This is a genomic window from Acidisphaera sp. S103, assembly GCF_009765975.1.
Classification (GTDB): domain Bacteria; phylum Pseudomonadota; class Alphaproteobacteria; order Acetobacterales; family Acetobacteraceae; genus Rhodopila.
The window spans coordinates 316,705-335,694 of sequence record NZ_LMUJ01000031.1 but is presented as its reverse complement, the minus strand read 5'-3'; the positions used below and the strand labels follow the sequence as shown (position 1 = coordinate 335,694).

Below are 18,990 nucleotides of genomic sequence, written 5' to 3'. Positions count from 1 at the left end.
GCCTGGAACAGATCCTCGCCTTCAATGTTGGTGGCGGGCTGATGCGGTGCCCGCCTTCGCCATGGCTGCCCTGATGCTGTCGGGACGGGTGAAGGCGAGATATTCCCGAGCATATTCGGGTGGCAGGATTTCGACCATCGTTTCGTTCTCGACCCAGACCTCGATCACGTGGAACGGGCCACGATTGCAATCGTAGCAGTGCCACCCCGCGCGCTGCGCGATCGCCTGAACGGTATTGGAGTCGGTTGACACGCTGAGCGCGAAATGGGTCGAACCGTAAGTGCGTGGGTCCGTCTTCACGAAGTTGCCGCCGACGTCACCACCAGGCCGGAGTTCCGTCCCCGCCGGGTAGACCTCCACGCCCGACCCATGGTCGTCGAGCTGAAGCGCGAAGAAACTGCCTGGGTTGGGCGGGAACGGTACCGCGGTTCCACCCATGAGTTCGGCGAGCACACCGGCGGCGTTCTTGGGGTCTCGCGCGGCAATCGAGAGATGATGGATCATGGCTTCCTCCTGAATTCGGGGCCGGCCTTTTCACTGCCGGTTAGCAACCTGCCCAACCAACGCACTGACGCTACATTTCCTATTGGACGGAACCTAGCATTTGGTGCCCGCCTTTGGCGACAAAGATGAGTTTGGTGGAGTCCTTTGTCCATTGGAAGGGGTGGGTCGGCGCTGGTGTTTGCCAGAAACTGTTTGATCGCGGCCTGTAGTTCGACGACCGAGCAGAACATGCCTCGCTTGAGCCGGCGCCTGGTCAGCCGTTGGGACCATGGTGTGTTGCTTTGCGGCCACGTCCGCGTTTCCATCGTTTATTGGGATCAGCCGAGCGCGCGGCAGACAAACATTCATGTTGATGCACTGTCTTTCAGCCGCTCGTCCGCTCCAGCCTGGAAACGAACATTCGGGCGCGGCAAGCCATAAAGTGCACGCAACGTGTCGCCGGCATATTGGGTACGGAACAATCCGCGCCGTTGCAGCAGCGGTACCACCTCGGCAACGAATACTTCCAGCATCGCCGGCAGCACCGGCGGCATCAGATTGAAACCATCGGCGGCACCGTCGCGGAACCAGTCCGCCATCAGATCGGCGATCTGTTCGGGTGAGCCCGCGGTGACGAAATGGCCGCGTGCGCCAGCCATATAGCCCAGTAGTTGCCGCAACGTCGGCTTCTCGCGACGTACTAACCCGACGATCACTTCCGCTCGGCTGCGGGCCGCCTCAACCTGACCGGGATCAGGGAAGTCTTCCGGCGACAATGTCCGGTCCAGTGGCAGATGCGAGAAATCGTGCCCGCCGAACCGCCCGGACAGCCGTTTGCGCCCCACCTCGGGGTCACTGAGGTCATTCAGTTCGCGAGCGATACGATGTGCCTCGGCTTCGGTGGACCCGATCACGGGGCTCAGCCCCGGCAATATCAGGACCTGTCGCGGCTCACGGCCTTCTTCGGCTACCAGCCGCTTCAGGTCGGCGTAGAAATCCCGAGCGGTCGCCTTTTCCATCTGTGCGGTAAACACGGCCTCGGCATGGCGCGCGGCAAAGCGGCGTCCGGTCTCCGACGACCCGGCCTGCACGAACACCGGCCTGCCCTGGGGACCTCGCGGCATGTTGAGCGGCCCGGTCACCTGATAGTGCCGGCCGGCATGGTTCAGCAATCGCAAACCATCGACGCGGGCATAGTGCCCACCGGTCCGATCGTCGAGCACGGCGTCGTCTGACCAACTGTCCCACAGCCCGGTCACGACGCGCATATATTCTTCCGCGCGCTCATAGCGTTCGGCGTGGGTGAGCGGGCCCTGACCGCCGTAGTTGCCGGACGCCGTTGCCAACCAGGTGGTGACGATGTTCCAGCCGACCCGGCCGCCCGACATGTGGTCGATCGAGGCGAACTGCCGCGCCAGGTTGAACGGTTCGGTATAGGTGGTGGAGCAGGTGGCGATCAGTCCGATCCGGCTGGTCGCGCCGGCCAGCGCCGCCAGCGTGGTGACTGGTTCCAGCCAGGTGCGCGGCGCGTTCGCCACATCCTCACCCACCCCCAACGAGTCAGCCAGGAAGATCGAATCGAACAGGCCGGCTTCGGCCTTGCGCGCAATGTCGGTGTAGTAACGGATGTCGGTCAGCGGCAGCGGCGAGGCATCGGGATGCCGCCACGCGGCCTCATGGTGGCCACGGCCGTGGATGAACAGATTGAGGTGCATGTGTTGCGTCATGGTCTTGCTCACCCTGGGCGCCGGGTCTGTCGCAGTGGGCTGTTTTCAGCCGGCGCGATTGCCGTGATTCTCGATTGCATTGTCGCATGGTCGGTCCGGATCGCCAACGCCGCCCGAGAGTGTGCGACCCTGCCATGCGGCGGATCCTGGTCAGCCGCATGGCAATTGTTTCTGTCTGCCCCAGGCGTTCGGGAAAGACGACGTCGTGCCATGAGCCGGGCAGGCCGGTGATCTGGCCGATGCGATGCTGGAATTCGGCGGAGTCCATCACGTTCTGCGGGGTTACCGTGCACCGGATGGGCGGGTCACGCAGCCGTTTTTCGACGAAATCCGCGCCGAGGTTCGAGTGCCTAATGTTCCCCACTCGTCCGACTATGCCTACCAGAAGGCCCTTCCGTTAGCGCTGGCCGGTGACGGCGGCGAGCAGCATCACCATACAGCTCGCCGCTGATGTTCATCTGCTGGTCATCAACTACTGAGTAGGCCTCTGGCCCGGTAGAGCCTGGCTTGTGCGGATCAGCGTCATGCCGGCCGGATGATCGGCTATACCATCATTGAAGGTTGGATCTACTTCGTCCAACACGCGCATCCAGAGCGGCTATGCAGGGGCTGGATGAGGCTTGATGCGGGAGCGGATTCATAGCACGATAGCAGTGCCGTCATTCGTGTTTCGAGCATCGCGATCCAACGGAGAACGAACATGGAGCTCAAAGACCTGATCGGTCCCTGCATGAGCAACCCTGGCACGCTGCCCTCCCACCTGGGCATCAATTTCCCTCTGACGATAGATCCGCCATACGATTTGACTACACTTTTCGGATCGACGTGGCTGACGAGCGAGTACACCCAAAAAGAGGAGATAGGTGGGAACCTTCTATGGATTGTTCGTAACTATAATGAACCTGTCGTGGCAGCGAATAGCGAACGTAGACGGCGGGACCGGTCGCTGTCTGTAGGGGCGAGGCCGCGGCCTGCGCCTAATGGTAGCCACGTCAGTTGGGCGCGGACCGCCGCGCCGTGGGAAGCCCCCTCGAGCGTGAAAACGGGCTGGACTGTTCTCAGGCCTGACGGCTTCTCCATCGGGACTGGGAACTCCGTCAGCATTCCCGCGAATGCGGATCGCGGGAATGTCGCGGACTTTCATACCCACCCATCGACGCCAGGGGGCACGAACCTGGAGAGATGTGGATATCAGCCCCCATCGCTGGAAGACCTCTTGGCTATGCAAAGGGCTAGAACATTCGGTAAAGATATCTTTATCAGCTTCGTTGCAGCCCATACAAACCATCTATATGCGATGGTGTATATACGAGGCCTTTCTCATATCGATGTACAGACAATATTTGAAGTAATACAGACGAGTTTGAAAAAACAAGGTGATCTGATTAAATTTCCGAACAAATCCGCGGCAGAAAAATTCGGTGCCAAGCAGATAAATTTCTTTAATGACTATTCGACGGGTAAAATTAGTGAAAAAATGTACAATGACCAAGTCCGCAAACTCGATGATGAACAGAACCTGGCCACGGGTTTTGGGGAGAAATATGCTCAACTAAATCTGGTGCACCTGAAGTGGGCATGCGCTGTATGCTGCGTCGGTCTCTATCATGGCCCGATCGGTAAACCCCTGGTATCCCTCGCGTAATCTAATGGATAAAATCTGACCTTTGAATCCGTAAAGAGGATACCCGCGATGGCGCTGACATGCGAGGCCGTGGGATGCGCACTGGCATCAAAGTCGAGGTGGGTGCCACGGATCGTGTCCAACCAGATGCGGTTGTGCGATACCGGAACAATCAGCGGAAGCATGTCTGGCGGGAGTGCTTCATGACCGATGGTGTCGCTGCGCTGCTGCACGACAAAACATGGCCGCCGCGCATTCCGCCGCTCGAACCCGATGTTGCAACGTACGTCGTCGCCACGAGAGATCGGCCTGTCGCGCTATCGCGATGGCCCGGGAGTTGCTTGCGGCCTCCGGGGATGCGATCCACCATCAAGCCGTGAAAAGGAATCTCGATGTCGACACTTGCTCCCGTCACAGGCCAGAAGGCCGGTCGGCGACGAACTGCGATCCTGGCCGGGGTCATCGGCAACGTGCTGGAGTGGTACGACTTCGCGGTCTACGGCTACTTCGTTCCGGTTATTTCGCAGTTGTTCTTTCCAAATCAGACGCCGCTGGTCTCCCTGCTGCTGACCTTCTCGGTGTTCGGGGTCGGGTTTGTGATGCGACCGGTCGGCTCCGTCGTCTTCGGCCTGTACGGCGACCGCCATGGCCGCAAGCGGGCACTCAGCGCGGTCATCTTTCTGATGGCCATTTCGACCTTTGCGGTCGGCCTGCTGCCGACCTACGCGTCGATCGGCGTGCTGGCGCCGCTGCTGCTTGTCGTGGCTCGGCTGGCGCAAGGCCTGTCCGGCGGCGGCGAATGGGGCGGCGCCGCGGCCTACCTCGTCGAGTATGCGTTGCCCGGCAAACGTGGCCTGACGGGTTCATGGCAGCAGGTCAGCGTCGGCGGCGGCTTTCTGCTAGGCTCACTGACCGCGGCCATGCTGACAACCTGGATCTCGCCCGAGAACATGCTCGCCTGGGGCTGGCGCATCCCGTTCCTCCTGGGTGTCGTGGTCGGCATTGTGGGCGCCATCATGCGCTGGCGGCTGGATGACACCCCTAAATTCGCGGAATTGGAGCATCAGGGACGGATCGCCCGTTCGCCTTTGACGGAGGCGTTCACGACGTTCCGCAAGCCGACCCTCCTCGCATTTGGCATCACGCTGCACAATACCGTCGGCTACTATGCGGTGCTGATCTACCTGACGACCTGGTTGACCAGCATCGTCAAAATGCCGCGTGGCACGGCGCTGTGGATCGGCACCGTCTGCCTGCTGGTGTTCGTCGCCATAGTGCCGTTGATGGGCGCGTTGTCCGACCGCATCGGACGGCGGCCTTTGTTCATCGCGTCATGTGTCGGCTACATCGTGCTGGCTTATCCGCTGTTCCTGCTGGCCTCGACGGGGGTGCCCGCCTATGCCCTGATTGCGCAGCTCATCCTGGTCGTGCTGCTCGCCCTGTATGCCGGGCCGGGTCCGGCGGTTTATTGCGAGCTGTTCCCGACCGAGGTCCGCTACACGGCACTCTCGATCGGCTACAACATTCCGGTGGCGATCTTTGGCGGCTTCGCACCGTTCATCGCCACCTGGCTGATCCATACCACCGGCAACCCGCTCTCGCCGGCGTTTTATGTCATCGCAGCCTCGCTGGGGACGTTGGTAACCATGATCTGGGTGAAGGAGACGGCTTTCGCGCCATTGCAGTGAAGCCCGGGGCGTAATGAGATCTGTTCGATCGCGTGATTCAGACCTCCGGCGAGTCCGCCTGCGGTCATCACGCTAACCGCGCAGGCTGACGCCGTTGGGATGGCGGTCGCGATACGCCGCGACCGCCGTTTCCATCGTAACGAACCGGGCGCCTTCCTTGGCCAACGTCTCGATGAACTGCTCCAGCGCCAGCATGCGTTGTCCACGGCCGACGACATGCGGATGGAACGTGTAGGTCAGCACACCCCATTCGCTGTGCTTCTTGAAATAGGTGAACTCATCGGTGAAATTCTGGAACACCGCCCGGGCATTCATCAGCCCCGGCAGTATCGTCTGCTCTGTCCGCATGAACTCGAAATGCGGGTGGTCGTCGAGTGACCAGCTTACCGGCATCTCGACCAGATCCGTGTCGGGACCGAACCGCATCGGCTCCAAGAGACTGGTTTCATCGTCGCGCCGAGCCTGGTAGGGCGAAATGTCGTGGCCCATCATTGAACTGTCGTAGATGAAGCCATGCTTCAGCAGCAGGTCCACGCTATGCGGGCTGAGGTCCCATGACGGCGAACGGTAGCCGCGCGGCTTGCGCCCGGTCAGGGCGACGATCGCCGCATTGCCGCGCACGAGTTCCTCCTCCTCGCCGTCGCGGCCAAGCGTCGCGGGAATGCGATGCGTCCAGCCGTGATTGCCGATCTCGTGCCCTGCTTCCGCCACCGCGCGCACTGACGCCGGGTAGCTCTCGATGGTATGGCCGGGGATGAACCAGGTCGTCGGGATGCCGTGCCGGCGAAGCAGGTCGAGAATGCGCGGCACGGCGACGATCCCGAAATCGCCGCGCGAGATCATCGTCGGCGATGTCAGCTTGCGGGAGATCATGGACGACGCATTGTCGTGGTCGAAGGTCAAGCAGACGAGCAATTCTGACATCCTGGGTCCTGACGCGGTCATATGCTTTCAATTTGAGCACAGCGGCTCTCGCCGTCAAAGGTCACCAGGGGACAAGATAGCGGAGGTGTCTCAAGGTTGCCATCAACTGCTGCGTGACGCATAAATTGCATACTGCTCGTATCAGCGCCTGCATCTACGCCAATTCAACCGCCGTCCAGGATCCGGAATATCATAGCCAATAAGCAACAAAACGGGAGGCCACATGGAGACCATCGAACAAAGAACCATGCGTAAGGTGATCCGTCACCTCATTCCCCTCTCCATCGTCTGCTACTTCGTCAACTACCTCGACCGCGTCAACCTGAGCTTCGCCGCCCTGGAGATGAACAGGGACCTCGGCTTCACCGCCACTGTCTATGGCTTCGGCGCGGGCGTCTTCTTCATCGCGTATTTCCTCCTGGAAACCCCGTCCAACCTCATCCTGGTCAAGGTCGGCGCCAGACGCTGGATCGCCCGCATCATGTTCACTTGGGGGTTGCTGTCCGGCGCGATGGCATTCGTTCAGGGTGAAACCAGTTTCTATGTCCTGAGGTTCCTGCTCGGCGCCGCCGAGGCCGGGTTCTTCCCGGGCATGCTGTTTTACCTGTCGCTGTTTTTCCCCGCCGCCTATCGCGGCCGTATGGTCAGCACCTTCATGGTCGCCACCGCGTTTTCCGCTGTCTTCGGCGCCCCCGTCTCCAGCATGCTCCTCTACCTGGATCACTTCGCGGGCCTGAAAGGCTGGCAGTGGATTTTCCTGACGGAAGCCGTTCCAGCCCTCTTCCTCTCGGTGTTCATTCTTGTCCGCTTGAAAGATTCACCAGCGGAGGCAACCTGGTTGGACGATGATGAACGCGCCTGGCTCATTGACCGCCAGGCAGCCGAACGCCGGCAGCGAGAAGCCGTCCACAACCTGTCGGTGCTGCAGGTTCTCAAAAATCCCCGCGTCGTGGCCCTCGGCGTGGCTGGTTTTGGTATCGCCTATTCGACCTACGGCATCGTCTATTTCCTGCCGCAGATCGTGAAGAACTTCGGCCTGACCAACATGCAGACCGGTTTCGTCAGCGCCATACCGTTCCTGGTCGCGGCAGTGGGCATGATCTGGTACGGCAGACGATCCGACCGCGTGATGGAGCGCAGAAGTCACTGCGCCATTGCCTTCATCATCTGCGCGGTCGGCCTGGTTGCGACGGCCCTGATACCCTCGCCCACGCTGCGTCTGGTCACGTTGTGCATCGCCGCCTTCGGGGCATGGTCGACCTTGCCGGTGTTCTGGGCGATGCCCACCGCCTTCCTGTCGGGCGCGGCGGCCGCAGCCGGGGTCGCCTACATCAACTCGATCGCCAACATCGCCGGCTTCGTCGGCCCCTTCATCATGGGCTGGATCAAGGACGCGACGGGAAGCTTCGACGGCGGGTTGCTGGTTATCGCCTGCGTTTGCCTCGGTTCGGCGATCGCCATCCTGTGCACCTCACACGACACGGTGCTGGAACAATCCCCTGACGAGGAAGGCGTCGCCCCTTTGCTCGTCCCTGCTCGTGTCGTGCCCCGTCCCGGAGAGTAGGACGCTTCGTTCGGCCGGGTCCCAATCCGGCCGAACGAAGGATCGACGCACTTACTCCGCCGGCGCGACCGCTCGGGTTTGGATGCGGCGCGGGATATGCAGTCCCACCACGGCAATGATCGCGCTGATGCCGGTGAACACCGCCAACCCATACAGCCCGCCGGCATAGCTGCCGGTCTCATCCTTCAGCCAGCCCACCACCGCCGGGCCGACTGCGCCGCCGATATTGCCGAAGGCGTTGATGAAGGCGAGCCCGCCCGCCGCCGCCGCCCCGGTCAGGATCATGGTCGGCATGCCCCAGAAAGGTCCCTTCGTTCCATAGAACCCCGCCGTGGCCAGGCACATGCCGGCCAGCGACCACCAGGTGCCCATCGTCGCGCCCGCGATTGCAAGCCCCGCCGTCGACATCAGGCAAGTGCCGAACAGCAGCCAGCGGCGATCGCCAATCCGGTCCGACAGCCAGCCGCAGAAAATCATCGACGCCGCGCCGCAGACATACGCCAGGCTGGTGGCAAACCCGACGTTCATCGTCGATGCACCCAGCGACCGGATGATCTGCGGAATGAACAGCAGCAATCCCAGGCTCGCGGTCACGATGCCGAGGTAGTTGAACGACAACAACAAGACTTTCGCATTCGTCATTCCCTGAAGCACGCTGTAGGTGCCTCCGGCCTCCACCGCTCGGCGTTCCGACTGCAGCGTGTCACGAAGCCAGTCGCGTTCCGCCGCCGGCAGCCACTTCGCTGTGGCCGGCCGGTCGGTCAGCGCGACCAGCACGAAGATGCCGACGATGACCGTCGGGGCAGCCTCCAGAATGTAGATCCACTGCCAGCCCCTGATGCCTAGCGTCCCGTCCATACCCAGGATGGCGGTGGAAATCGGCGCCCCGAGTGCGACTGAGACGGGAAGTGCGAGGGTGAACAAACCGATGATCCGGCCACGATGGGCATCGGGAAACCAGTAGGTGAACAGCAGCAGTGTGCCGGGAAACAACCCGGCTTCACCGGCGCCCAGCAGGAAGCGGACCAGCAGGAAACTGGTCGGCCCGACCACCGCGGCCGTCACCGCCGAGACGATGCCCCAACTGACCATGATACGCGCCAGCCATAGCCGGGCGCCGACCTTTTCCATGGCCAGATTGCTGGGAACTTCGAACAGCACGTAGCCGACGTAGAAGGCCGTCGAACTGAAGCCGTAAGTGGCTGCTGTCAGGCCGATATCCTTGTTCATCGTCAGTGCCGCGAAGCTGACGTTGATGCGGTCAATGTAGCAAAGAAAATACATCAGCATCGTCAGTGGCAGCAGGCGCAAATACACCTTCCGCATCGCCGCTTTCTCGATGGCACTATCCATGAATAACCTCCCAACACGCCTTTACGGTCTTATGGGTCGCCGGCATTTCCCGCTTGCTGACCCTGCGTTGAGTTTTGACCTCCTGGATGGTTCTTGCAACCGTCTTGCGTGGAGACCCGGCGCTCGGCCATGGCCGCCGAGGTGGACACCGGTCCGGCGGCGGCGCTTTTATCGATCAATCCGCAACCAGGAGGGCAGTGCGATGAGTCGTTTCGACAGCTACGCGAAAAAATACTCCAGCATCCACATGCGGCGGGAGAACGGCATCCTTGAGATGCGCTTTCACACAGACAATGGCCCGTTACGCTGGGGCCTGGTGCCGCACGGCGAATTGCCCGATGCGTTCGCCGATGTGGCACGCGACCGCGACAATCGGGTGGTGATCCTGACCGGCACGGGCGACGAATTCTCCGGCGTTCGCGCCACCCCCGGCACGCGCTCACTCGCGCAGGGGCTCACGGCCAACGCCTATGACCGCGTGCACTCGGAGGGCCGGGCGTTGCTGATGAACCTGCTGAACATCGAGGTGCCGGTGATTGCGGCGATCAACGGCCCGGCCTGGCGGCATGCTGAAATCCCGCTGCTGTCCGATATCGTGCTTGCGTCGGAAACCGCCGCATTCCAGGACTCGGCGCATTTCCCCTCCGGCATGGTGCCAGGGGACGGCATGCATATCGTCATGCCGATGCTCCTGGGGATGAACCGCGGCCGTTACTACCTTCTGACCGGACAAACCCTGTCGGCGCAGGAAGCCAAGGACCTCGGCCTGGTGGCGGAGTTACTGCCGGCGGAGAAAGTGCTCGCGCGCGCCTGGGAGCACGCCGCGTTGCTGACCCAGAAACCCACGCTGCTGCTGCGTTATACGCGGCTGATGTTCACCGAATATATCAAGCGACGCATGCAGGATCTCCTCGGCTATGGTCTCGCCATGGAGGGCCTGGCGCTGATGGAGACGCTGGAGCCGCCGGCGTAGCCCGCAACGTTCACGGGAGCGTGCCCGGCACGGCAGGCCCGCGCTGCCGGCCGATGCCCGAATCCCCGCGACGAGGAAAGCGATCAGGTCGTCAGAAAGAAAATGATAGCTGTTCGCCGCGCTCGACGTTGCCACAGGCGCCATCGTCGGCAAATGCTACCCATGCCACCGTTCCACGGAGTTCCGCCAGTTTCTCGACGAAATCGAGGTCAAGGTGCCGGCTGGCCTGGATGTGCATCTGACGCCGACCAGCAGCTCCTGGTTAAACCAAGTCGAGCGATTTTGTACTTACAACTCTTCATCGACATGATACGGCGACCTTATGGTTCAGGACACTAGTACCCACTATCAGTGAAGCATGAGCCAGCGGGGTCGGCCGCCAGCCGAGTTCCGTCTTCCATCGGTTTGTCGCGCTTCATTGATTCTGGGTACTGGGCTGCACCAAGGATTACCGCAATAAGGCAAACAGCGAGCGCTGCTTTGCCCGCTCCGGCAACCGCGACCGAAATGGTATCTTTGTGTACATCGAGGCCAATGTACGTGGAAGACTTCTTCGCAGCCCGCCTCCTCTGCATGAGGTTCGGTGCATGACCATCCAGCACCACCCTCGAAACCCTGCGTACTGCGAGACGGGCCGCCTCTATCTCAGGTGAGCATCTATTGTGGGGGCGAAACCCTACTTCGGCAGATGAGAAGGGGACTAGTCGAATGGCCCAAAATCCACTTAAGGGCAGCGAACGTCAGCCATTGCCGGGAGCGAAGGCCGTCGCCAGGGCCGATCCCGCAGAACGGCTGGAAGTCAGTGTGCTTCTGCGCCACAGCAACGCTGATGGGTTGAAGGAGAGGGTAAAGACGCTCGTCAAGCGCGAGGCAGCGAGTGGCCATCTCTCCCGTGAGGAATTCGACGGGCAGTTTGGCGCCAACGGTGCAGACATCGCCGCGGTCAAGAAATTTGCCGCCGCACAGGGCCTATCAGTCGTCCAGGAACACGCCGGGCGGCGCACCGTGGTGCTGTCAGGAACTGTCGCCCAGTTCAGCTCCGCGTTCGGCGTGGAATTGCAGCGGTTCGAATATCCTGGCGGCGCATATCGCGGGCGGATCGGGAGCGTCCAATTGCCGGACGAGTTACGCGGCTGCGTCGAAGCCGTGCTCGGCCTCGATAACCGGCCGGTGGCGAAGCCGCATCTGCGTGCACGCCGGTTGCCCGGCAACGTGCGTTCGCAAGCCGCCGCCGGGGACGCCACGTCATTCACGCCGTTACAGATCGCTGCGCTCTACGATTTCCCGCCAGGGACCGGGCGGGGGGAATGCGTTGGAATCATCGAACTCGGCGGTGGCGAGCGGCCGGCGGATCTGAGCACATACTTTTCGACGCTTGGGATCAGCTTGCCACCGACAGTCACTGTGGTCTCGGTGGACCACGGCACGAACGACCCGACCGGCGATCCGAACGGACCCGACGGAGAGGTGATGCTCGATATCGAGGTGGTCGGCGCCATCGCGCCGCAAGTGAATATCGCAGTCTATTTCGCACCCAATACGGATTCCGGCTTCCTCGACGCGATCACCACCGCGATCCATGATACGACGAACAAACCCTCGGTTATCTCCATCAGTTGGGGCGGCCCGGAATCGTCGTGGACTCAGCAGTCGCTGACCGCATTCGACATGGCGTTCCAGGCGGCGGCAACAATGGGCATCACCGTCTGCGTGGCCGCCGGCGACGACGGGTCGAGCGACGGCGTGACCGATGGCGCCGATCACGTCGACTTCCCCGCATCGAGCCCGCACGTGCTGGCTTGCGGCGGTACTACCATCCACGTCGCGGGGAACGCGATCACGAGCGAGACCGTATGGAACGACGGCGCGCAGGGCGGCGCGACCGGCGGTGGCGTGAGCAGCGTTTTCGCGCTGCCGAGCTGGCAGGACGGACTGCAAGCGACAATGACATCGGGCGTCATCGCGCCGCTGACTATGCGCGGCGTGCCGGATGTCTGCGGCGATGCGGATCCGGAGACGGGATATAACGTGCGTATCGACGGCACCGATACCGTGATCGGTGGAACCAGCGTAATTGCACCGCTCTGGGCCGGCTTGGTAGCCCGCATCAACGCGACGAACGGCAGTCCGGTTGGCTTCATCAGTCCGACGCTCTACGCAACGCCTGCCGCGCTGCGGGACATCACGCAGGGTAACAACGGGGACTTCGCGGCGAGGTCTGGCTGGGACGCCTGCACGGGCCTCGGCAGTCCGGATGGTAGCCGGATCGCAACTCTGCTCGTATCAGCCCCGACGAGCTGAGCAACGCGGTTGCGGCACGAGACGGCGGGTGTCTCCGGTAGTCTGCACGAATCTGCCGATGTCCGCGGTGCTGGCGGCGGACCAGGCCACTGGATCTACCACCTCGCCCGCTTCGGCGTGTCGGATCAACGCCCTGCTCCGACCGCTCTTGCCACGCGGGGTGAGATGCGCACTACCAGGATGGCGATCGCCGAAGCGAACGCCGTACAAGCGACATAGTAAAGGCCGCCCGAGAAACTGTTCGTCGTGGTCTTCAGCCAGCCGATCACGACAGGACCGAAGATCCCACCAAAATTGGCAAAAACGCTGATCAACGCGATGGCCCCTGCCATCGTCGCGCCACTCAGGAACAGCGGTGGGACGGTCCAGAACATCGGCCGAGCGATGCCGATGCCGATCTCGACCAGTGCTACGGCGATCAGGGCCCATGCTGACGTTGCATAGAAACCCATGCCGATCCAACCGATCGCACACAGGATCATCAATGCCGAGAGAAATGGTCGTTTGTCCTCGATCCGATCGGCAAAATAGCTGCCGGCGAGCATGGCGCAAATGCCGACCACCGACGGGACCGCGACGATCCAGCCAACCGCAAAATTGGTCACGCCCCAGCCTTTAACGATCAGTGGCAGGAAGTAGCCCATCGAATACGATATCGTGCCGAACGCAAAATAAGTAAAGCACAGCAGCAGCACTCGCGGATCCACCAGCCCGCGCCGGACGCTCAACGGATTGTGGGCGGCTTCGACCGAGGTACGCTCCCGAGCCATCGTTGCCACCAGCCAGGCTCGGTTTTCCGGCGCGAGCCAAATGGCGTTCGCCGGCCGGTCCGTCAGCAGGCGGAGCACGACGAAACCGAGCAGGACGGTGGGGATGCCTTCCAGCAGAAACAACCATTTCCACCCCTCCAACCCAAATACGCCGTTGAGTTCGAGCAAACTGGTCGCGATCGGCGCACCCAGGGCACCCGATGCCGGGATCGCCAGCACCAGCGCGGCATTGACCCGGGCGCGATAGGCGCGGGGGAACCAGTAAGTCAGATACAGCAGCATGCCGGGGAACAGCCCGGCCTCGGCGGCGCCCAGGAGGAAGCGCGCCAGGAGAAAGCTGCGCTCTCCGGACACCAGGGCCATGCCGCTCGCGGCGATCCCCCAGGTCATGGCGATGCGGCCGATCCAGCGGCGGGCGCCGATCCGCTCAAGGATGAGATTGCTGGGCACTTCGCACGGGATGTAGCCAAAGAAGAAGGCGGCCACGCCCAGGGAGTAGGTGTAGGGCGAGAGGCCGAGATCCTTGTTCATGGTCAGCGCGGCGAATCCGAGGTTGACCCGGTCTACGAGGCTCAGAAGGTAAAGCAAGAAGACCAGGGGCAGCAGCCGCCAGGCGACTGTTCTTATCGTTGTGCGCTCGATGTCTTCGGCCATGGTTGCCTCCCATTCGTGCGCCGTTCTTGTTGCTGGGATGTCTGGCCCACGGCATTTGCCATGGTACCGTGCCATCGCGGCGTTGTTGCCGGCGGTTTGTTCTCGCACGGCATATGTTGGGCGCGTTGCAGGAGGAGTAGATACTTGACTGGGCTGGGGGGGAAGCCGGCAGGGGAACCTCGACGTCGTGTACCGACCCAGGTCGTAGCAAACCCCGACGTTGGGCCTTGGCCGGATTTCAACGGCGGATAGTTCGGTTGGAGCGAAGGCTGGAGCCGGTGTGGACCGCGATGTGCGCGGCGAGGAAGGCGCAAGCGATCATGCGCTCGCATGGGTGGGGCTGAAGCCCACGAAGGGAAAACGGTCAGCCTGATCCTTTAACGGACATCCTTGTGCTGCCGCCACGCGACCGCCAGCAGCACAATCGCCAACACCGGCACGATGACATCGGTCCAGAACGGGACGCCAGCATTTCCCGGAGCGAAGTTCCCGGCGATCATCATCTGGTGGACGTGGCCGACGGCATCGCCGAGCAGTGCGATGGACGCCACGCAGACCACCGCCGCCTTGAACGGCAGGCTGGCCCGGAACGCGATACAGGCCGTGACCCCGAATGCCAAGTCCGCTACGCCGACCTCAAACTGGAAGGGGCTGACCTCCCAACCGATGTCAGCCGCGGCGACGGACGGGAGAACGATATGGAACAAGGCAGCCCATATGCCAGTGACGCCGATTGGCAGGAGCAGTACCCACGATAGAAACCTGTCCGCCGTGCGGTTGCGCCGGAGAGTCGGCACGAGCAGCGCGACGACCAATAGGACGGCGGGAAAGTTACGCAAAATGAATGCTATAGCATCGATTATCACGGCGGCGGCTCCTGTGGACGAGCTGTGCTAGTGTAGAGCACAGAGAAAGCGGGGTGATCAGGGTCGCGATGACTTACCGGCCCTCGGCCGATGTGGGAAAAGACATTCGCAGATCGCTCCATGGAAGTTTGGCCGCAACGTGTTGTGGCCCTCGAACACTTCCACGGATTTGGCCCATCTGCCACGGAGAATGGCCCGCGCACGCGGATCGGCCAACCCCTAAGCCAGCAACCGATCGGTGATCATATCGCTTGCGCCGATATCTCTCCACATTCTGGACACTCCCCTACGCTAGGGATACGGCGGCAACGGGCTCGGTGGTATCACCCCCGCACCACACCGCTGTCGTCGGCGTCCAGGGCGAAGGCGGCAGCCATCAGTGCTCGTGTGTAATCGTGCGTTGGGCGGGCGAGGACATCCTCGGCGGGACCTTCCTCGACGACCTTGCCGTTGCGCAGCACGACAATGCGGTGGGCCAGGGCTCGGACCACCTTCAGGTCGTGGCTGATGAACAGGTAGCCCAGGTGATGGTCCTGTTGCAGTTGTTGCAGTAGGTCGACGATCTGCGCCTGCACCGACATATCCAGCGCACTGGTTGGTTCGTCCAGCACCACGAACCGGGGTTTCAGCACCATCGCTCGGGCGATGGCGACGCGCTGGCGCTGACCGCCGCTGAACTCGTGCGGATAGCGGTCGCCGATCGTGCTGGCGAGACCGACTTCCTCCAACGCCGCGGCCACCCGCTTGCCACGCTCGATACGCGACAGGGCGGGTTCGTGCACGGACAGGCCCTCGGCGATGATTTCGGCCACGGTCAGGCGGGGCGACAGACTGCCGAACGGATCCTGGAAGACGATCTGCATATCGGCGCGCAACCGGCGCAACTGCTTTTTGTCCAGTCCGGCGAGGTCCGAACCATCGAAACGAATGCAACCATCGGCGGTCACAAGGCGCAAGAGTGCATAGCCCATGGTGGATTTTCCGGACCCGCTTTCACCCACCAAGCCAACCGTTTCGCCTTCGTGAACAACGACGTTCACGCCATCGACCGCCCTGACATGGCCGACCGTCCGGCGCAGGATGCCGCGGCGGATGGCGAAATGAACTTTCACGTCCGAACCCTGCATCAATGTCGGCGCACCCGCACGCAACGGCCGTGGGCAGCCTCGCGGTTCGGCGGCGAGCAACATTTGTGTATACGGACATTGGGGGGCATCGAACACGTCCGACACGGTTCCGGCTTCCACCACGACACCGTCCTTCATCACGCACACCCGGTCGGCGTATCGGCGCACGATCGCGAGGTCATGGCTGATCAGCAGCAATGCCAGTCCGCGGGCGGACTTTTCCGCTGCCAGCAGCTTCAGGATCTGTGCCTGGATGGTGACGTCCAGGGCCGTCGTGGGCTCATCGGCGATCAGCAGAGCGGGATCGTTGGCAAGGGCCATCGCGATCATCACCCGCTGCCGCTGGCCACCGGAGAGTTGGTGCGGGAACGCACCAAGCCGGTGTTCCGCGTCGGGAAAGCCGACCTCATCGAGCAGCTTGATCACGCGTGCCCTGGCGGCGTCGTTGGTCATCCGCTGGTGCAGTTGAACCGCCTCGGCGAGCTGCCGCCCGATCCGGGTGAGCGGATTGAGGCTGGTCATCGGTTCCTGGAAGACCATGCCGGCGATGCCGCCGCGCAGCCGGCGCAGCACCTTGTCCCCTGCCCCGATCATGCTCTGGCCGTCCATCACGACGCGGCCGCCGCAGGCCGCGCCGGATGGCAGCAACTGCAACAGCGACAGCGCGGTCAAAGACTTGCCGGACCCGCTTTCGCCGACCAGGGCCAGGGTTTCACCGCGATCCAGTGTGAAGCTGACGCGGTCCACGACGGGACGGCCGGCGAAGCTGACGGTCAGGTCTTCGACGGACACGAGGCTCATTTGGGTGCGCCCGGACGCAGGACCTTGCGCGGGTCGAAGGCGTCGCGCACCGCCTCACCCACGAACACCAGCAGGATCAGCAGGCCGCCCAGCACCACGAACGCGGTAATGCCCAGCCAGGGGGCTTGCAGGTTGTTCTTGCCTTGGGACACCAGTTCACCGAGCGAGGGAGATCCAGGGGGCAGGCCGAAGCCGAGGAAGTCGAGGCTGGCGAGGATCGTTACCGACCCGGACAGGGTGAACGGCAGGAAGGTCAATGTCGCCACCATGGCGTTGGGCAGGATGTGCCGCCACATCACGGCGAGGTCCGACACCCCCAGTGCCTTCGCCGCCCGGACGTATTCCAGATTGCGGCCACGCAGGAACTCGGCGCGCACCACGCCGGTCAGGTTCATCCAACTGAACAGCAGCAGGAAGATCAGCAGGATGCCGAAGCTTGGCGTGATGATGCTGGCGAGGATGATCAGCAGGTAAAGCTGCGGCATTCCAGACCAGATCTCGATGAAGCGCTGGAACAGCAGGTCCACCAGGCCGCCGCGAAAGCCCTGGATGGCACCGGCGGCGATGCCGATCACCGACGAAATCGCCGTCAGGGTGAAGCCGAACAGCACGGAAATGCGAAATCCGTAGATCACGCGCGCCAGAACGTCGCGGGACTGATCGTCGGTGCCCAGCAGGTTCTTCCAGTCCGGCGGCGATGGCGCCGGGGTCGAGGGATGTTTCACGATCGATTGGTACGAATAGCGGATGGGCGGCCAAATCATCCAGCCATGGGCGTTGATCGACGCTTGCACGTCGGGGTCGGTGTAGTCGGCGTCGGTGGGCAGGAAGTCGGACCCGAAGGTGTCCTCACTGTAGTCTTGCAGCACCGGAACGTACCAGTGGCCGTTGTAGCGGATCAGCAGGGGGCGGTCGTTGGCGAGGAACTCGGCGAACAGGCTGAGGCCAAACAGCACCAGGAATATCCATAGCGACCAGTAACCGCGTTTGTGGGACCGGAAGATCGCCAGGCGGCGGCGTGTCAGGGGCGAGAGGTGCACGGTTATCTCGCCTCGAAATCGATGCGTGGATCGACGACGGTGTAGAGCATGTCACTGACGATCTGCATCAGCAAACCGAGCAGGGTGAAGATGTAGAGGGTGCCGAACATGACGGGGTAGTCGCGCTGGATCGCGGCCTGAAAACCGAGCAGGCCGAGGCCATCGAGGGAAAAGATGATTTCGACGAGCAGGGCGGAGGAAAACAGGATGCCGATGAAGGCCGACGGGAAGCCGGCGACGATCAGCAGCATCGCGTTGCGGAAGACGTGACGATACAGGATGCGCTGTTCGCTGGCGCCCTTGGCCCGCGCGGTGATGACGTATTGCTTGCGGATTTCCTCCAGGAAGCAGTTCTTGGTCAGCACGGTCAGGCTGGCGAAACCGCCGACCACGATGGCGATTGTGGGCAGGACGATGTGCCACAGGTAGTCCAGGACGCGGGCGCCGACGCTCCAGTGTTCGGAACCCTCACTGTGCAGTCCGCGTAACGGGAACCACTGCACGAAGCTGCCGCCGGCGAACAGCACTACCAGCAGGATGGCGAACAGGAAGCCGGGCACGGCATAGCCGACCAGGACGGCGGCGCTGCTGGCGACGTCGAAACGGCTGCCGTCGCGGACGGCCTTGGCGATGCCGAGGGGAATCGAAATGAAGTAGACCAGGAGCGTGGACCACAACCCGAGGGAGATCGAGACCGGCATTTTCTCCTCGATCAGTTGCAGGACCGGTTTGTCGCGGAAGAAGCTGCGGCCGAAATCGAAGGTCAGGTAGCCGCGCAGCATCAGCAGGAACCGTTCCGGGGCCGGCTTGTCGAAGCCGAACATCTTCCTGATGTCGGCCACCATATGCGGATCCAGGCCGCGGCCGCCGCGATAGGCGCCGTTGCCGGTGGGCATCGTCTCCGAACCGCCGTTGCCGGTCATGCTGCTGAGCCCGTTGGCGCCGTGGCCTTTCAGTTGGGCGATCATTTGTTCGACCGGTCCGCCGGGTGCGAACTGCACGACGAAGAAGTTGATGGCGATGATGCCGAACAGCGTCGGGATCACCAGGAGCAGGCGGCGGAGCAGGTAGGCGCCCATCAGGCGGGGGTGCCTA

General features: G+C 62.4%; 15 protein-coding genes and 1 pseudogene. 7 read left to right on the top strand and 9 right to left on the bottom strand.

Annotated elements, in window-relative coordinates; translation table 11 throughout:
* Nucleotides 1–21: 21 nt before the first annotated feature.
* Nucleotides 22–504, bottom strand: a complete 483-nt coding sequence (locus GSQ89_RS06095; protein ID WP_158923022.1) for a hypothetical protein — start codon at nt 502–504, stop codon at nt 22–24.
* Between the two features lie 344 nt (nt 505–848).
* Nucleotides 849–2,210, bottom strand: coding sequence for an LLM class flavin-dependent oxidoreductase (locus GSQ89_RS06090; RefSeq protein ID WP_158923020.1), 1,362 nt, complete (start codon nt 2,208–2,210; stop codon nt 849–851).
* Between the two features lie 244 nt (nt 2,211–2,454).
* On the opposite strand from GSQ89_RS06090, the gene GSQ89_RS06085 reads away from it, so the two are divergent.
* The 3 genes from GSQ89_RS06085 (at nt 2,455) to GSQ89_RS06075 (ending at nt 5,522) form a co-directional block, all read left to right on the top strand.
* The gene (locus GSQ89_RS06085; RefSeq protein WP_158923018.1) at nt 2,455–2,661 is read left to right on the top strand and encodes a hypothetical protein; all 207 of its coding nucleotides are present in this window, start codon (nt 2,455–2,457) and stop codon (nt 2,659–2,661) included.
* Nucleotides 2,662–2,910: 249 nt separating this feature from the next.
* The gene (locus GSQ89_RS06080) at nt 2,911–3,855 is read left to right on the top strand and encodes a hypothetical protein (RefSeq protein WP_158923016.1); all 945 of its coding nucleotides are present in this window, start codon (nt 2,911–2,913) and stop codon (nt 3,853–3,855) included.
* Nucleotides 3,856–4,226: 371 nt separating this feature from the next.
* Nucleotides 4,227–5,522 carry an MFS transporter gene (locus GSQ89_RS06075; protein WP_158923014.1) on the top strand — a complete coding sequence of 432 codons (1,296 nt, stop codon included), beginning with the start codon at nt 4,227–4,229 and terminating at the stop codon, nt 5,520–5,522.
* Nucleotides 5,523–5,594: 72 nt separating this feature from the next.
* On the opposite strand, the gene GSQ89_RS06070 is transcribed toward GSQ89_RS06075, so the two are convergent.
* Nucleotides 5,595–6,446, bottom strand: a complete 852-nt coding sequence (locus GSQ89_RS06070; protein WP_158923012.1) for a polysaccharide deacetylase — start codon at nt 6,444–6,446, stop codon at nt 5,595–5,597.
* A gap of 223 nt (nt 6,447–6,669) precedes the next feature.
* Between GSQ89_RS06070 and GSQ89_RS06065 the strand changes: the two genes are divergently transcribed.
* Entirely contained in the window at nt 6,670–8,010 is a 1,341-nt protein-coding gene (locus GSQ89_RS06065; protein ID WP_158923010.1) for an MFS transporter, read from the top strand.
* Nucleotides 8,011–8,061: 51 nt separating this feature from the next.
* Here GSQ89_RS06065 and GSQ89_RS06060 read toward each other — a convergent pair whose 3' ends face one another.
* Entirely contained in the window at nt 8,062–9,363 is a 1,302-nt protein-coding gene (locus tag GSQ89_RS06060; RefSeq protein WP_158923008.1) for an MFS transporter, read from the bottom strand.
* Nucleotides 9,364–9,565: 202 nt separating this feature from the next.
* Here GSQ89_RS06060 and GSQ89_RS06055 point away from each other — a divergent pair, with 202 nt between their 5' ends.
* The 3 genes and pseudogenes from GSQ89_RS06055 (at nt 9,566) to GSQ89_RS06045 (ending at nt 12,637) form a co-directional block, all read left to right on the top strand.
* Entirely contained in the window at nt 9,566–10,336 is a 771-nt protein-coding gene (locus GSQ89_RS06055) for an enoyl-CoA hydratase/isomerase family protein (RefSeq protein WP_158923007.1), read from the top strand.
* 109 nt (nt 10,337–10,445) lie between these two features.
* Nucleotides 10,446–10,619 (top strand): annotated as a pseudogene (locus tag GSQ89_RS39055) (IS630 family transposase); the annotation flags it as partial.
* A 425-nt stretch (nt 10,620–11,044) separates the two neighbouring features.
* Nucleotides 11,045–12,637, top strand: a complete 1,593-nt coding sequence (locus GSQ89_RS06045; RefSeq protein ID WP_158923003.1) for a protease pro-enzyme activation domain-containing protein — start codon at nt 11,045–11,047, stop codon at nt 12,635–12,637.
* Between the two features lie 125 nt (nt 12,638–12,762).
* Here GSQ89_RS06045 and GSQ89_RS06040 read toward each other — a convergent pair whose 3' ends face one another.
* The 5 genes from GSQ89_RS06040 to GSQ89_RS06015 all read right to left on the bottom strand — a co-directional run bounded on the left by GSQ89_RS06040 (nt 12,763) and on the right by GSQ89_RS06015 (nt 18,974).
* On the bottom strand, nt 12,763–14,061 hold the full coding sequence (locus GSQ89_RS06040; protein ID WP_158923001.1) for an MFS transporter: 1,299 nt from the start codon (nt 14,059–14,061) through the stop codon (nt 12,763–12,765).
* A gap of 377 nt (nt 14,062–14,438) precedes the next feature.
* Nucleotides 14,439–14,927 carry a DUF6790 family protein gene (locus GSQ89_RS06030; protein WP_371734215.1) on the bottom strand — a complete coding sequence of 163 codons (489 nt, stop codon included), beginning with the start codon at nt 14,925–14,927 and terminating at the stop codon, nt 14,439–14,441.
* A 323-nt stretch (nt 14,928–15,250) separates the two neighbouring features.
* Nucleotides 15,251–16,855 (bottom strand): ABC transporter ATP-binding protein, encoded by a 1,605-nt coding sequence (locus GSQ89_RS06025; RefSeq protein ID WP_158922995.1) that lies wholly within the window; start codon nt 16,853–16,855, stop codon nt 15,251–15,253.
* Entirely contained in the window at nt 16,852–17,895 is a 1,044-nt protein-coding gene (locus tag GSQ89_RS06020) for an ABC transporter permease (protein ID WP_158922993.1), read from the bottom strand. Before GSQ89_RS06020 ends, GSQ89_RS06025 begins: the two co-directional genes overlap by 4 nt.
* Before the next feature lie 2 nt (nt 17,896–17,897).
* A complete protein-coding gene (locus GSQ89_RS06015; RefSeq protein WP_158922991.1) occupies nt 17,898–18,974 on the bottom strand; it encodes a microcin C ABC transporter permease YejB in 1,077 nt (358 codons plus the stop codon).
* Between the last annotated feature and the right edge of the window lie 16 nt (nt 18,975–18,990).

What these genes read in the sequence shown, in the direction of transcription:
- GSQ89_RS06025 (WP_158922995.1), bottom strand. Translation starts at nt 16,855, where the DNA reads ATGAGCCTCGTGTCCGTCGAAGACCTGACCGTCAGCTTCGCCGGCCGT.
- GSQ89_RS06070 (WP_158923012.1), bottom strand. Translation starts at nt 6,446, where the DNA reads ATGTCAGAATTGCTCGTCTGCTTGACCTTCGACCACGACAATGCGTCG.
- GSQ89_RS06040 (WP_158923001.1), bottom strand. Translation starts at nt 14,061, where the DNA reads ATGGCCGAAGACATCGAGCGCACAACGATAAGAACAGTCGCCTGGCGG.
- GSQ89_RS06055 (WP_158923007.1), top strand. Translation starts at nt 9,566, where the DNA reads ATGAGTCGTTTCGACAGCTACGCGAAAAAATACTCCAGCATCCACATG.
- GSQ89_RS06085 (WP_158923018.1), top strand. Translation starts at nt 2,455, where the DNA reads ATGCTGGAATTCGGCGGAGTCCATCACGTTCTGCGGGGTTACCGTGCA.
- GSQ89_RS06015 (WP_158922991.1), bottom strand. Translation starts at nt 18,974, where the DNA reads ATGGGCGCCTACCTGCTCCGCCGCCTGCTCCTGGTGATCCCGACGCTG.
- GSQ89_RS06065 (WP_158923010.1), top strand. Translation starts at nt 6,670, where the DNA reads ATGGAGACCATCGAACAAAGAACCATGCGTAAGGTGATCCGTCACCTC.
- GSQ89_RS06075 (WP_158923014.1), top strand. Translation starts at nt 4,227, where the DNA reads ATGTCGACACTTGCTCCCGTCACAGGCCAGAAGGCCGGTCGGCGACGA.
- GSQ89_RS06060 (WP_158923008.1), bottom strand. Translation starts at nt 9,363, where the DNA reads ATGGATAGTGCCATCGAGAAAGCGGCGATGCGGAAGGTGTATTTGCGC.
- GSQ89_RS06080 (WP_158923016.1), top strand. Translation starts at nt 2,911, where the DNA reads ATGGAGCTCAAAGACCTGATCGGTCCCTGCATGAGCAACCCTGGCACG.
- GSQ89_RS06095 (WP_158923022.1), bottom strand. Translation starts at nt 504, where the DNA reads ATGATCCATCATCTCTCGATTGCCGCGCGAGACCCCAAGAACGCCGCC.
- GSQ89_RS06045 (WP_158923003.1), top strand. Translation starts at nt 11,045, where the DNA reads ATGGCCCAAAATCCACTTAAGGGCAGCGAACGTCAGCCATTGCCGGGA.
- GSQ89_RS06090 (WP_158923020.1), bottom strand. Translation starts at nt 2,210, where the DNA reads ATGACGCAACACATGCACCTCAATCTGTTCATCCACGGCCGTGGCCAC.